At 66.1% G+C, this 14,832-nt stretch carries 1 protein-coding gene (only partly in view); it reads right to left on the bottom strand.

Annotation, left to right across the window (positions count from 1 at the left end; all coding sequences use genetic code 11):
- On the bottom strand, nucleotides 1-14,678 hold the 5' end (the start) of the coding sequence (locus ACQP0C_RS12845) for a LuxR C-terminal-related transcriptional regulator (RefSeq protein ID WP_433733142.1). 53,878 nt of this gene lie to the left of the window's left edge; 14,678 of the gene's 68,556 nt are visible here — the first part of the coding sequence; the start codon lies at nucleotides 14,676-14,678; the stop codon falls past the left edge of the window.
- Nucleotides 14,679-14,832 lie beyond the last annotated feature (154 nt).

The following is a 14,832-nucleotide window of genomic DNA, read 5'->3' on the forward strand; positions in this document are numbered from 1 at the left end:
ACTGCAGTATCCCGGCCGACGCTCTCGATGTGGGAAACCATCGCGGCCAAGGCAGCCGGCAACTGACTGATGTCATGAGCGGGTTCCTGCGCCGTGATGTGGTGCGGGATAGGAGGTGCAGCCTCGGCAGTCTCCTGACCGGGCGACGATGCGAGATCCCGCAGTGCTCGCAAGAGCATGATGTCGTCGACCCACTGGGCGGTACGTGCCGCGGCAATACTGTCCTGTTGCTGGCCGCTCCCGTGGATCATCCGGCACTGCCGCTCATAGCGGCCGACGATGACGTGCTTGACCTGCTCCGCTGTCGCCCGATCGACTCCGGTTTCATCGACGCGGGTCAAGATCTGTTCGAGTCCACTTGTTTCCGAGTCGGCAGGCCGCTCTGCTGCTGACGGGGCCGCCGACGGCTGATCAGCGTTGCCAGTCGATTGCGATGCAACGATATTCGGTACGGGATCGGCGGTATCTTGGTGTTCCGCCGTCGCGGCGAGAACAGCACCAGGGAGGATGCCGATGCGCAGGGCGACAGCCACGGTTTCCGGGCGGTTGCGAGTCCCGAGTTTTTCGCGGATTCGGGCGAGGGACCTGTCCACGGCGCTTGCCGAAACATCCAGGTCTTCCGCGATCTCGAAGTTCGTATCGCCGTTCGCAACCCGAGTGAGCATGTCGATTTCGGCAGCGGTAAATGCGGGCGGTTCGTCAAGGATTGGATTCGTATCGGGGAGCAGGCCGGTGCGCAGCGCCACGGCCACCATCGCCGCCCGGTTGTGCACCCGGAGCTTGCGTCCGATACGCATCAGATAGTCGTCCACGGTCAGCGAGGACAGATCCAGCTCCTGCGCGATGTCCTTGCTTGTTTCGCCGTTCGCGATCCGAGTGAGCACGCCGACTTCGTAATCGGCCAGTCGCGGCTCGCTGGTGCCGGGTACAGCGTCTGTGGGGTCGAGGAGTTCGAGGATGCCGGTGCGCACGGCGACTGTCACCATCTGTGGACGGACCTTCGCGCCCAGCTTCCGACCGATAGCAGCTATCTGCGTGTCCACGGTCGTCGACGACACCTCGAGGTCTTGTGCGATGTCGTTGCTGGTGTCGCCGTTCGCGATCCGATTGAGTAGGTAGATTTCACGGCTGGTCAGCTGAGGCTGGACGGTGCCGGCTTTTTCCCTCGCATCGGCAGGATTCGTGCTGGGCAGGATGCCCATGCTCAAGGCGATGTGCACCATCTCCGGCCAGGTGCGCGCGCCGAGTATGCTACGGATTTGGGTTGCATAGATTCTCACCGTCAGCGGGGACAAGTGCAGTTCTTCCGCGATCTTGGGACCGGTCAAGCCAGCGGCGATCAGTTCGAGCACGGTGAACTGCCGGTTGGTCAGACCACTGTCGCTCGGCGCTGTCGACTCGGTGCGAGTCGCCGTCGGCGCTGATAGCCGCGCCGCCTCGGACAACCTATTGAGCGCACCGCGCTGCACTACACTGACGGCTTCGCCGCGCTGCATGGCGGCCAATGCCTCGGTAATGTGCGTGCGCTGGGTGGCATTCAGTCGGAACCACTCGTCCACGACATTCTCGGCTGCGCCGTGCAGCCATTCGGCGATATCCGCGCCATCGGCAGTCAGCTGTCGCGTTGGAGCGAACTGGAGAACCATACCGGTGACGGCTCGCGCGACCCGCACCAGCGGTTCGAGATCCCGGCTGACCCGCGAAGCCGGAAGCCCCAGTAGGGCAAGTACTTTCCGGAAGGTTTCCGGCCCATATCGTGCGCGCATGGCCTTGGCAGAGGAGCCGACACCCGGCACATCACCAGGTGGTGCTTCGAAGACCTGGGGGCCTTCGACCAATCCGTTCTTTGTCCACGGCGAGAGCACCACGGGAGCGCCCTCGGCGCGGCCCGCGCGGCCCGGGGAGAGGTCGAATACGTCATCCGGGGAGCCCACATACGCTGGTGGAGGCAGTTCGTATTCGATCCAGACCTGTTTGCCCCGCTGTCCGGCCGGTGCCAAATCGACGCCGTATGCGGCGGCCTCGTTCATGATGAGTTTGAAGCCATACCCGTGCTGGCCCTTGGGGCGGTTCTGCATGAACGCCGATTCTGACTGGCCGAGGTCCTCGGCGTCCCAGTCGATTCCGAACAGGAACTCGTCCACGATGTCCATATCGACCACCGACGACGCTTCCACCTGGTCCGCGGTTTCGACCTCGCTCTCCTGCAGCAATTTCGGCAGTCCCCGAGAGGTGTCGGCCACCCCGATCCGCACTCTGCCGTTTCGCAGCTGGACCATCAGCTCGGCACCGCCCATGTCTGCGTACAGCGCCGCGTTGCTGAGGAATTCCGATACGGCTACCTCAGCGGCCTCGATCTTCGAGGTGGACAGCATAGTATTCAGCCGTAGGAATTTCGCGACCTCGCGGCGCGCCGCCCTGCGCGCATCCGGTTCGACCTGACCGCGTTCCAACGCCAACGTGAAAACCGGATTCGCCGAATAATCGGCCTGTCCTTCGGACAGCGCGAGTTCGAACCATCGCGTGCGCATCCCATTGGTGTTCAGCTGGTAGCCCCAGCGATGCGATGTGTCGAGCAGTTCGCTGACCTGACCGGATTCGGTCGGCTCAACCAGCCCCGGTTCGCGGTCCGGCATATCGCGCATCGGCGGCTCCTGGCTGCGGTCGACAACTTCGACCCGCAGCCCCGTCCCGATGGCGCGCACCGATACGGTCACCCGCCCCGCCGCAGTACCCACCAGTGCTTCGACCATTGCTTCGGCCTTCGCGCGATCCGAGGCATCCGTGAGCAGTTCGCGAATGTCCGCGCGCGCTCGTGCCACGGCTGGCGGGTCTGTCGTCGGCGTGGCCCGAGCAACCAACGGCGCCATTCCGAGGAATCGCGCGGCGGCGTCAACGAGATCTACGATCTCCTGCGGCGCATCCGCGCGCATGGCCAGTTGTCGCAGCTCATGTAGCCGGTCGTCGCTGGACGGCGCACGCCACCCAGGGGTCAGCTGTTCCAGTCCGAGTAAACCGGGCAGCTCCATTTCCAACTGGCGTCCGTCGCTGTGCAACTGTTCCCGCTCTTCCGCGGTGGCCCCCTCGGCCATCGCGAGTTGGGCGGCGTACTCGCGGTTCAGCGCACGGCCGAGCCAGCTGGGAAATTCGGCGGCTCGCACGCGCCGCAAGCCGTCATCATCAAGGAACCGCAACTCCACTTGCAACTGATCGATGACCTGCAGCACCGCCCCCTGCAGCGCCAGTTTCTCCGGTTCCACTCCGAGTGCTCTGGCGAGATCCGCACGTGCACGGTCGGTTTCGCTCTGGCTGTCAGAGAACGGACTCGGCTCGCTACCGGAGTCCGAGGCGCCCGAAACGGGGCCGCGCGGACGCATCTGCGCCATGCCCCCGCGCAGTTGCTCTCGGGTGGGGAGTGCGGCGGGAGCGGTGCCCGGAATCGGCTCCCCGGCGCGCGCGGAGTTGCGGGCCCGGTGCCGGTCCGCGTCGCGCAGCGCTTCGGCCAACTCTGGGTCTGCGGTGAATGACGCGAGCGCCTGATGAATTCCCCGCAGTAGCGCCGATGTCTGCGACCTACCGACGCGGCGCTGTGTTATCAGGTCGGACCGTGACATCTGCGATGTGAGTGTCTCGTGGTTGTCGGTCTGGGGGCCCGAATCGGCGATTTTGAACGCAACCATGGTGAGTCGCGAGACTTCCGCGTCCAGGCGGCGGAACAGGCGGTCGAGGCGCAGCGCATTCGCTTGGGCGGACGCCTGCGCGGCGCGCGCCGCTGACGCGGGCGCTCCGAGGCGGGGACCGAATATCACATCCCGCCGGTCGCTTTCCTCGCGCCAGAGGTCTCGAGCCCGCCGGGCGCGCTCCCGTTCGGCCACCAGGCTTTCGCGGTAGGCGAGCACGCCCCCGAGCGAGACTCCGGTGATGGAATCATCGGTGACGCCGCGGCGCAACAGAATTCGATCGAGCTCGGCGAGTACGCCGTCGAGCTGTTCGCGAACCGTGGGATCGGCCGTCGGGGCAGCGGTGGTGGGCGTCGTGTCCGAGTCGCTGAGCACGGTGGACCAGACCATGCCGGTGCCGTCGATCTGAACGTGCCGATAGTCGACCCGAATACCGCTGGCCGCCAAGGCATTCAGAGTATCCCGAGGCAGGAAATGTTCCGCATCGGCGAACGGCGACATCAGGGTGAGCACGGTGCCGTCGAGCTTGGCCCAGCGGCCGATCGGCTGCCCCGGCAACTCGCCGAGCCACTGCTGGGCTGCTTCGGCTGCGGCCTGGGTGCGAATGGTCTGGAGCTGTTCGGTGAGCATTTGTATGCGCGCCAGCAGCTTTTTCTGTATGGCCTCGTCGGCTACCGAGAGCCGGTCCGGATCCATCTTCTCAGGGAATATCCGGCGCAGTACGGTTTGGGCGCGGGTGAGCTTCCGCTTGGCGTCGGTGATTCGCGCACCCCACTGCGGCATCGCAGTCCACAGTTCGGTCGCGAGCACGGTGCGCTGCCACGGCTGCTCGTACGAACTTGTCGTCGGCTCGCCCGTCACCTCGGCGGCGAGCAGCGGCTGAGTGCGCTCGTCGGCTGGAGTGCTCAACTGCCACAGTCGATCCTGCCGTTGTGCGGTCGCTTCGCGGACCGGCGCAGGCAGCGCCTCGACCAGCACCCGGCCGGTTCGATCTACCCGCACTTGCCGAGTAACGACGGGAATCCCATACTGCTCGAACGTCTCTCGCAGCATGCCGCTCAGGGCGGAGCGCGACCCTGGGCTTTCGAATACTTCCGCACGCACGCCATCGACGATCAGGCCCTGGGGCCCGAGCGCCAATCCGCCGCGGGCAGCCGAAACATCGCGGACGGCGATGTCCTCTGCCTGAGCCCGCGCATGGGCTGACTCGGCGTCGATGGCGGCGCATTCGGGCCTAACCGTCGCGATGAGCCCGCGTAGGGCGTGCAGCTGGCTGCGCTGCTGGGCGTCGACGGTGGGCCGAGACAGCGCGTCCCGCGTTCGATTGCGCAGTTCGGTGATGTCGAGATCTACCGGGAGCGCGCCCGCGTCGAGCCAGCCGCCGAAACCGATCAGCTCGGCCAGGCCCGGGGTTGCGAGCAGTGCATGACGCAGGTTCTTGAGCAGCGCGGTCCGCTGCCAGGCCAGGTCGGATATCCGCTGAATCCATTGCGCCAGTGCACCGCTCGGCGGATGCTCCCACTCGGCGAGTTCATGCGTCGAAGTGCCGACGTCGACCGCGGGACGTTCGGGGTCGGCGCCCTGGATTTCCGCCAGCTGCCGGTCCACCAGTCGTGCCATCTCATCGAGCGCGAAGTCTTGCCATCCAGCTCGATCGGTATGCGTCAGTGCGAGTTGGGTGCGTTTCTCGGCTGCCTGTGCGTCGGCGTTCAGTTCGCGCCACGCCGTTGACAGCGCGACCAGCCGTCCGCTCGGTTTAATACTCGGCTGGAAGCCGGCGGCCGCGGGCACCGGACCGCGGTCGCGCGCCCGTTGTGCGGCCAGCGCATTCCGCTTCTCCGCGTCCCGCCACACCTGCGCGACCGGGACGCCCCTGAGCAAGGCCTGTAGCGCGTAGGCCGGATGGGTGAAATCTTCAGGTGCACTCTTCCCGAAGGCATTGTTGGCTTCGGCCAAGGCCTCCGTGGGGTTGAAAACCGCATGATCGCCCAGGTGTGGCTCGTCCCCGGGCTGACGGGATTCTTCGTATTCTGCACCCGACCGTATACGCTGCCGGGTGTCTTCATCGAGCTGGTTCTGCCACGCCTCGAACACCGCTTCGGCCTGGACTTTGCCGTCGATCCTCGGGACGTCGAATCGCGCCAGCCATTCGTCGAATTCCTCCTCCCGGTCGTTGAATTGTTTCAGCCACGCATTGTAGGCTGCATAAAAGTAGTCATCCGAAATCACTTCCTTGAAGTGTCGGCTGTAACCATCGAGTTGATCGAGCCAGTCATTGAAGCGCGTCAACGGATGGAGTGCACGCGCCTTTTTCAGCCCATCGAAATGTGTGTACAGAAAACCGAAAGCCTTCGACTCCAATGAATAACGGCCGACCCTGTGCTTGGCGGTCCAGCTTTCTCGCCTGGTGGACCGGCTGAAGGCTCGCCTGGCGCTCGGATCCCGAAGGTGCGCGAGTTCATGACGAAGGGTGTCGTATGCCGGATCGCCGGTTGGCGCCATCGACCGGCCATTTCGGACATCCTCCTCGAAACATTCTCGAAAGAACTCGACGTTGCCGAAATATGTCTCGTTCAGAAAGACGACATGGTCGAGACCAACGAGCACGGTGCCCGTGCAGGCGTATATGGTGTGTTCCATCGGGGCGACTACGATCGCGTCGATCAGCAGAGCCGGGTCCTCGGCGAACTCATCCGCAATCGCATTTCGGATCGAAAGCGCCGTTTCGATGGAAATCGTCGATTTATCGAGCCCGACCACCTCGATCCCATAGGTCTTCAGCAGCTCGGCCGCGATAGCCTGTTTGATCTGCCGGGCGGCGGTGGCATCGGGGTTCACGACCACGCCTGGTGGCGGCGCAGCGGTGGTTCCGGATCGGGACGCAGCCTGCTGTTGGGGGCTGTCATCTGACGCCGGTCGAGCGGGGAACGGTATGACGGAGTGCGTAGCCGCGTTCGACTCGCCGGTGGCGGCCATCGGCGCAGGCGTCGGGATATCGGCCAGGTCGAGATATCCGAGGCGCAGGGCCCGTGCGACGGAACCGGACCGACTGCGAACGCCGAACATTTCGAAGATTTGCAGGAATATCTGCCCGACCGAATCAGGCGACAGATCGAGGTGCCTGGAATTTCCTATCTGCTCGTTTGTCTGTCCGGCAGCCGCCAGTCGAACAATTTCGAGTTCCTCATCGGACAGCTGCCGGTGCGGGGATATTGCCGGTCCTGGAATGTTGTCCAGGTCGATATAGCCGAGGCGCAAGGCTTGAACTATCGCTTCGACGCGGGTCCCGACGCCGAGCTTCCGGAGCATGCGATTGATCTTTGTCTGCACGACGTCTCTGGCCAGGCCGGTCTGTTGTGCGATCTCGACCGTTGTCTTGTCCGCGAAGATCATTCCGAGTATCTCGGCCTCGCGCGGAGTCAGCGGTCGCGGCGGCAGGTGTTCCGGTTCCGGGATATCGCTCAGGCCGGAGATGCCCAGGCCCAGCCCCAGCTGCACGGCATGCGTGATATCGGTGGCGCCGAGCTTCGCGAGGATATTGTTGGCGTCGTTCTGCACGTCGCGGTAGCGTCGGCCGGTGTCGCTCGCTATTTCGGCGGGAGTCTTGCCTGCCGCGAATTCAGCGAGGACCGCCAGCTCGATGTCGGTTAATCCGGCATTACTTCTGTGTTGTCGGTCGGCCAGCTGCTGCGCGATACGAGTGATCGCGTCGAATTGTTCCCCCGTGAGATCTTGGCGGCTGCGCATCGCTGCGACCGCGGAGGCGAGGAAGATGCGGTCACGGGCGTCCAACTGCGTGAGGCCGTCATCGGACCCGGGCGCACGGGCGTCAGGATCCCATCCGAGTGCGGTCAGTGTCTGCCGGAGAGTGTCGTGACCGTATCGTCTGCGCAACTCCGCGAGGAGGGCCTGATTGGGTACCGTGCTCGGCAATGGTGAACTCGGACGACCGCCTGGATGGACGGCGGTGACGGTCCCGCCGATATTCGTGGTGCCCGAATAGGTTTCGCGTGAGACGCCGGACAACTCGATGCCTCGTTCGAATGCCGCCGCGACCGGATCATCCTGTGCTGAAATGCCGAGCTTCCGGCGGATCCGTCCGATATAGGTCTTGACGGTGTTATCGGCCAAGCCCAGCAGCGCCGCGATCCCCGCGACCGTCTGCCCCGTGGCAACCAGGGCCAGAACCTCACGCTCCCGCCGGGACAGGGTGGGCTCGTCGGTGCGCACCTCGGCCGAGTTCGTCCACGTCGGACCGTCGAGGTCGAGCAGGCCCTCACGGAGCCCGACGGCGACCATGCCCGCGCGGTCGTGGATCCCGAATCGAGTGCCGATCGCGTCGAGGGATTGCTTCACCTGCGACTCCGACAGCGGCACGACCTCCGAGATGGCTTCGTCCGTAAGGCCTTTCGCGACCAACGTCAGAATCTCGACCTCGGTGCCGGTCAGTGCAACGGCTCCCGGCCGTTCCGCCACCGGGAAGTCGGTGATATCGAGGTCGCCCCGACGGACCGCCAAGGCCACCGCTGCGGGCCCGTTGGCAGCGCGGAGTTTGTTTGCGGCACGGTTTTTGGCCGCGACCGCTTTCCGCCGAGACCAACCGAGCGGGTCGAGTGCCGCGATCTCGAACGGCAGCAGGCCCTGAGCTGTCCCGCACAGAACAGTGACCTCGTCACCGGTCAGGTCCGGGCCGATTCCGGGCACCCGTTGTTCTGCGGCAACGGATCTGGCCAGGCGGCGCAAGGCGCCTGCGGTGATGGTCCGCACGGCGGCAGCCCGGAGGGGACGGGGCCTGGCCACGCTCCTGTTCATGGCCGTTGCGGCCTGGGCGTCTGACCGTTCGTACTCGAACCGGAGGGAAAGTGCCGCCTGCTGGGCCGGTGACAGCGCGCTGAAATGCCGCTCGAACACGGAAACTGTCATATTGGCGAGGGCGGCGGCCACCGGGTCGGATGCCGGAACACCTTCGAGATCCGTATAGGCGGCTACGAGCCTTTGTCGGAACAGGGCGAGTGCCTGTGGTTCCGCGGCGGCCGGTTCCGCTGGGAACGGTGCTGTGAACTCCGGTATCGAGTCCGAATACACAGCCGTGCCGGTTTCGCCGACCGCGCCGCTTGCTGCCGCTTCGAAGGTCGGCGGCATCGATTGGGGGGCGCTCACGGGCTGTTCATCGGCCTGCTGGTGCAGGGGAACTGGATCCCCATCGCGATGCTGTGCGTGTACCGCTTGCGCGGGGTTAGTGGGTGCACCGACCGCGACCGTCGGGAACTGCGTCTGCACCGCCTTGGTCATCGCATGGATCGTGCCGACTTGGACGGGGCTGAGCTCGCGGCCGTTCCGCAGCGCATCGTGTACGTCGGCAATGGATGCGATCTGCGCGTCCGTCATGTGGATCGTGCTGTCCAGCAAAGCGTTTCGCAGTTGCTCACCCAGGTAGTCGCCGAGCTGACGGCCTGCGGGGATCTGCCACCCATCCAGTTGTGCGGTGTGGTACCCGGCCGCGTTGATCGCGTGCGCCAGTTGCTGCACCGGCTCGGGCGCCGCGCCGTGCGCCGGATCCCAGCCCAGCACAGTGAGCACATGCTCGAAGGTCGCGTCCCCGAAGCGCTGCTGCAATACCTGTGTCGCGGCTGGATGGCCGTCGCGCGCCTGCTGCAGCACAGTGGCTGTGTCGTCGACCAGCGCCTTGCCGGACTTGCCGATCTTGTCGTCGAGGAGCGACTCCTGCCCTGCGGTAGCAGCGTTGAGCGTGCCACCGGACAATGCCTGTGGCATTTGATTGATGACAGACGGGTGTCTTCGGCCAGGGTCGTCCGACTGGGATGTCGGAGGTGCGTGCGCGGACGGGCCGGAGGTGTGGCCGCCCCCTCGAGCCAGCTGGTGTTGCGTGTCCGCCACCTCTTGCAGCGGCGTGACCAAGGCGCGCAGGTTGTTCTCGGCGTTGGTGAGCCGCGCTCGCGTCTCGGCGGTCGGCGCCGCCTGATGTTCGGCGGCGGCTTGGTGGTACTCGTTGACGTACTTGACGACGACCTGTTTGACCAGCGGGTTGTTGGTGGGGGCGTAGAGGCCGTCGGTGGGTGCGGTGTAGTACTGGACACTGCCCGGTTCGCCGTTGCGCGCGGCGCGATTCTCCGCCTGGATATCGATATCGCGAGACAGCTCGGACCGGCCGGTGACTGCGACATGCAGGCCGCCGAGGTCGCGGGCCGCCGCGCTGATCGGGATGTCGACACCGCGGGCGCCCTGCATATTGATGATCAGGACCTTGCCCTCTTGCCCCGCCGCATCGAAGATCAGCTGCAGAGTGTCCTCGGCGCTGGTGCCGTGCTCGAGGAACCACTTCGCGTCCACCGCGACAAATTCCACGTCGGGATGCTCGGCTTTCATGACGTTCGACAGTGCGGCGACGAGGTCATTGCGGTCGCACAGGATCAGCTGCGGGCGGCCGGTCTTCTGCATCTCCTTCGTATCGGCGGCCACCTGCTTCAGCTTCGCGGCCTCGTCCGTCGAGATCGCGTCCTCCCTGACCTCGAGCTTCGATTCGGTGAAGCGGTCGATCTTGACGACATCGCCCATGCCGAACCTGCTCTTGAGCGTGCCCGCGGACCCTTCGGCGGTGCCCGACGCACCAGTTATGTGGTCGTAGTTCTCATTGCTGAAGAGCTTTTGTGCGGTAATGGATTTCGAGCTGTTCGGGTCGTTGCGTATGGCCAGGTCGTGCTTGGCCTCGATCGCCTGGGCCAAGCCGCCATTCCAGCGACTTTCACTGGACGTTTCGGGATCGAACATCACCTTGTGGGTGGTCTGATCAATAATGAATATCCGTTCCTGACCGTCGATTTCGTGCCGGACGTAGTGCACGTTCTCGACGTATTCCCACTTGGCGGAGGCCGCCATGTTCAGTCGGCTCAGCTCTTCGTCGGTCAGTGCGCGGCCCAGCTGGCGTTCCAAGGTCTGGCGTCCGGCCTCGGTGAGATTCGCCGGCCCGCCGCGTTGGTCCGGTGTGCGGCCGAAATCGGACTCGGTCAGGATGCCTCGGTCCATACATTCGGTGAGGAAGTCGCGGGCATCGGTGACCTGCGCGGCAACCTCGGGATCCGCAAGCTGGCCCGCGCCGTCGGACAGGATGTACTGGGTGTCGGCGTGCACGAGCGCCTCGTCGATCTCATCGATCGCGGCGCGCCGACCTGGCACCCAGTTCTCGCGCAGCGCGGCGAAACCCACATCCTGCTGGGTCCCGATATAAATGGTCGGCTTACCCGGCTCGGGTGGTGTTGGTGCGGTGTCCGGGTTCATTCGCACCACGTCGATGCCGAGCGGGCCCAAAACCTCTTTGTATCGGACGAATTCGCGGTTGGCGAGATTGTCGCGAGTGGTGATCACCTGCACCGCACCGTGTTCCATGGCATCGCGGGCGGCGTGTGCAAGAAACACCAGCGACTTGCCCTCGCCGGCATCCATATTCACCGGGCCATCCCGCATCGCCAGCATCGCGGCGACCTGTGTCCAGCGCAGCACCTTGTCCTCGCCACGACGGATGACCTCGATCAATGCGGCCGTCACATCGGCTGGGTCCTCGCTGCGCAACATCTCCACCAAGGTTTCGGCGGGGGCGTTCACCAGGCGCTGTTCTGCCGGAAGATCCGGGGCGCAGCGATCCGAGTAGTCCTGCAGGGCCTCCTCGGCGGTCTGCCGCACCGAAGATGGTTCCGCCGCATCGGCATCGGTCTTGCCTGCCGTAGTCGGCGTCTCACTATCCGCGTCGGCCGTCGTGGGGTGCGGTGGTGTGCCGTCGGTTGGTTCGGGTTCGGGGGGTTGTTTGTTGGTGGCGTGGGCTTCGTCGGGTGTCGGGTTGTGCTGGGTGGCTGGTTGGTCGGTGTGGGTGTTGGCCGGATCGTTGTCGGCGGGGTGCGGCGGTGCGCCGTCGGTCGCTTCGGGTTCGGCAGGGTGATGCCCGACTGACGCAGGCGCATCATCTGGCGCGCGATCGTACTGCTGAGCAGGTTGTTCACCGACTGGTTCGTCGAGATGGACGCTGACCGGATCGTTGTCGGCGGGGTGCGGCTGCGCGCCGTTGGTTGGTTCGAGTGTGGCGGGTGGTCGATCGGCGGCGTGGCTCTCGTCGGGCGTCGGATTATGCTGGGGCGCTGGTTCTTCGGTGTTGGTGTGGGTGTTGGTCGGATCGCTGTCGGCGGGGTGCGGCCGTGCACCGTCGGCTGCTTCGGGTTCGGCCGGGCGCTGTCCAACCGACGCGGGCGCCTCCTGCGGCGCGCGATCGTTGGGCCGCGCCGGTTGTTCGCCGACAGGTTCGTCGAGGTGGACGTTGCTCGGCTTGTCGTCGGCGGGATGTGGGGTCGGCCGCTGCCCACTCGTCGCCGTATCGGTGGGTTCCAGCCGCACCTCGGCGGTTCCGGTGTGGTCCGTGGCGGCGTTGGAGCCGTGGGCACTGCCGGACTGCTCCGAAGTTACCGCGAGGGCGGCTTCGGCCGTGGTTGCGGGATTGGTCGACGGCGAATCGAGGGGGCGCGGTACCACCGAGCCCGCCTCGTCGAGACCGAGCGCATTCACCAGGACGGGGGTCTGCTGGTCCTGTCGCACCGGCGCGGCGAGATCCGGTGGTGGGGTACCGGTCTCGGGGGCGACCACCCGGCGACGACCGCCACGTAGCGGTGATCCCGCGTCCGCAGTGGCTTGGCGCTCCCGGCCTCGTCGCTGCGGTACCGCCGGATTGTCCTGGCGGGACCGGGCCGGACCGCCATCAGCGGGATGCGCGGCCGCGGCATCGGCAGGTCGAGCGGCGACCGGCGCTGCCGGGGAGTCGGCGGGTCGAGCTCCGGTCGGCGCTGCCGCTGCCGGAACCGGCTGCGGCTGTTGACTATCCGCGCCGGAGTCGGCGGGGTGTGGTTGTGGGCTGTCAGCCGCGTCGAAGTCGGCGGGGTGTGGTTGTGGACTGTCAGCGGTGTCGGAGTCGGCCGGGTGCTGTCCGCCTGATGCGGGAGCCTCATCCGGTGCCGGGCCGTCCTGAGCTTGCGGCTGGGCCTCGGGTTCGTCGGTGTGGGTGCGCGCATCGGCCGGTTCGGTTTCGGCGGGATGTGGCCGCGCACCGTCGGTCGCATCGGAGTCGGCAGGGCGCTGACTGGCTGGTGCGGCAGCCTCATCCGGTGTCGGACGGTCCTGCTGAGCGGGCTGTCGGCTCGACGGTTCGGCCGCGGTGGTGCGGACATCGGCTGACCGGCTGTCGGCGGGGTGGGGCACCGGAGCAGGTGCGGGGTCGGGCGCCGAGCTGCGGCCGACGGCAACGGGCCGCTCCGAGGTGCCGTGGTCCTTCGGCGCGGGATCGTGCTGCCGAATCGATGGCGGGGCTGGGTCGTCGGGATGTTGGCGGGCGTTGACCGGTTCGTTGTCGGCGGGGTGCGGTCGCTGGCTGCCCGCGGCTGGCTCGTCGGTGTGTTGGCGGGTGTTGACCGGTTCGTTGTCGGCGGGGTGCGGGGTCGGTCGCTGGCCGCTCGCTGCCGGATCGGCGGCGTGTGGGCGCGGGCCGCTGTCAGCGGCATGGTGCTCCGGGCCGTTGCTCGCCGGGGAATTGGTGGGTTGTGCTGGCGCGCCTTGGGATTGGGTGTTTATGGGGGGTGTGCCAGCGACCTGGGGCGCGTACACGTTCTGCAGACGCGGTGCCTCGTTCGACACCACCACGGCGGCGGGGTGCTGGATTTCGTCGGCACGGGCGTTGTTGACCACATCGGGAAGCGGATTCTGCGGATCCTTGGGCTTCCAGATGCTGATGTTGTAGTCCTCACGCATGAACGGCGCCGGTGCCGTGTTGAGGTCGTTCGCCGGTTGGCGCAGCCGTGTGACGAGCTGGTTGATTTGCTGTTGCTGGGACCCGGCCGGGTCGGCCGGGTCGAAGTCGCGGGTGAGCAGGCCGTTCTCGGCGAGTGCGTCGACGAGTGCCTGAGTGAGCGGGCGTTGGCCGGTGCCGGTGCCGGCGTTTGCGTCGGTGGGCGCGGTGACGTCGGGTGCTGCGGTCTCCGGTGTCCGTGTGTTGGTGCGGATTTCGGCGGCGCCGTGGGCGGCGGCGCCGAGGAAGCCGCCGGTGACGGCGGGGAGGAGGCCTTCGGTGATGGCTTTGGCGGTGAATTGTTGGCCGGAGAGCAGGATGGAAGTGAGGGCGCCGAGGATGCCGCCGGCGAGGCCGCCGGTGGCGCCGACGAGGCTGGTGCCGACGAGTTGGTAGGCGACGCGGGCTTTGGTGGTGGTGGCTTGTTCCGCGCGGGCGACGGTGCGTGGGATGATCCAGCGTCCGCCGATCCACTGGCCGGCGAGTGCGCCGGCGGCGCCGCCGACACCGCCGGCGGCGGAGGCGATGCCGGCGGATTTCCAGTCCATGTGTTCGCGGTTGCCCGCGAGGACCTGACCCGCTTGTACGGCGACATTGATGCCGCCGACCTGCAGAGCTCCCCAGAACATCGCTTTGCCCGCGAGGACGATGGCGCCGCGTTGGGCCGCGTATTTCGAGGACTGTCCGGCCAGGAAGATCAGGAGTCTGCGGGTGGCGATCTGGCACTTGGTCTCGGTTTCCATCCGCTCGATGTAGGTATCGAGGGCGGCGCCGGCGGGGGAGAACATGAGCGCGGCGCGGGCCATCTGCCAGGACAGGAGCAGCCCGAATCCGATGACGGTCCATTTCTGCTCTTCGATGGTGTTGGCGGCCTCGTAGAGCTCCTCGACAATGGTGTCGATGAAATCGGCTTGAGCACTGAACTTTTCGGCGAGGTCGACGTGGTTTTGGGCGATCGCGGCCCCCGCGTCGCCCCGGAGGTCGTTTTCGGTGCGCGTCGCCAGGGTGTGGTGGTGCTCGGCGTAGCCGCGGCACTGTTCGGCCTTGTCCGACCAATAGTCAGCGGTTCGGCGGGCCGCGGTTTCGTCACCGCGCGGGAAATGCCCCGCGATACAGTCGATCACTGGCGCGGGCAAATACGAGGGCAGTGTCAGAGTCATCTACCCTGCGACCCCGTCACACCTCGCCCGGCCAGCAGACTTCCGCCTCTCCCGCAGCACCCGATCCAACGCGGTTAATTTTGGACTACGTCCACGCGAATTCTCATCTGTGGGAATACCGCTGCGGTCGGCAACCCTCCCGACCGCGCATGGC

It is taken from the genome of Nocardia sp. CA-129566 (assembly GCF_050956075.1).
GTDB lineage: Bacteria > Actinomycetota > Actinomycetes > Mycobacteriales > Mycobacteriaceae > Nocardia.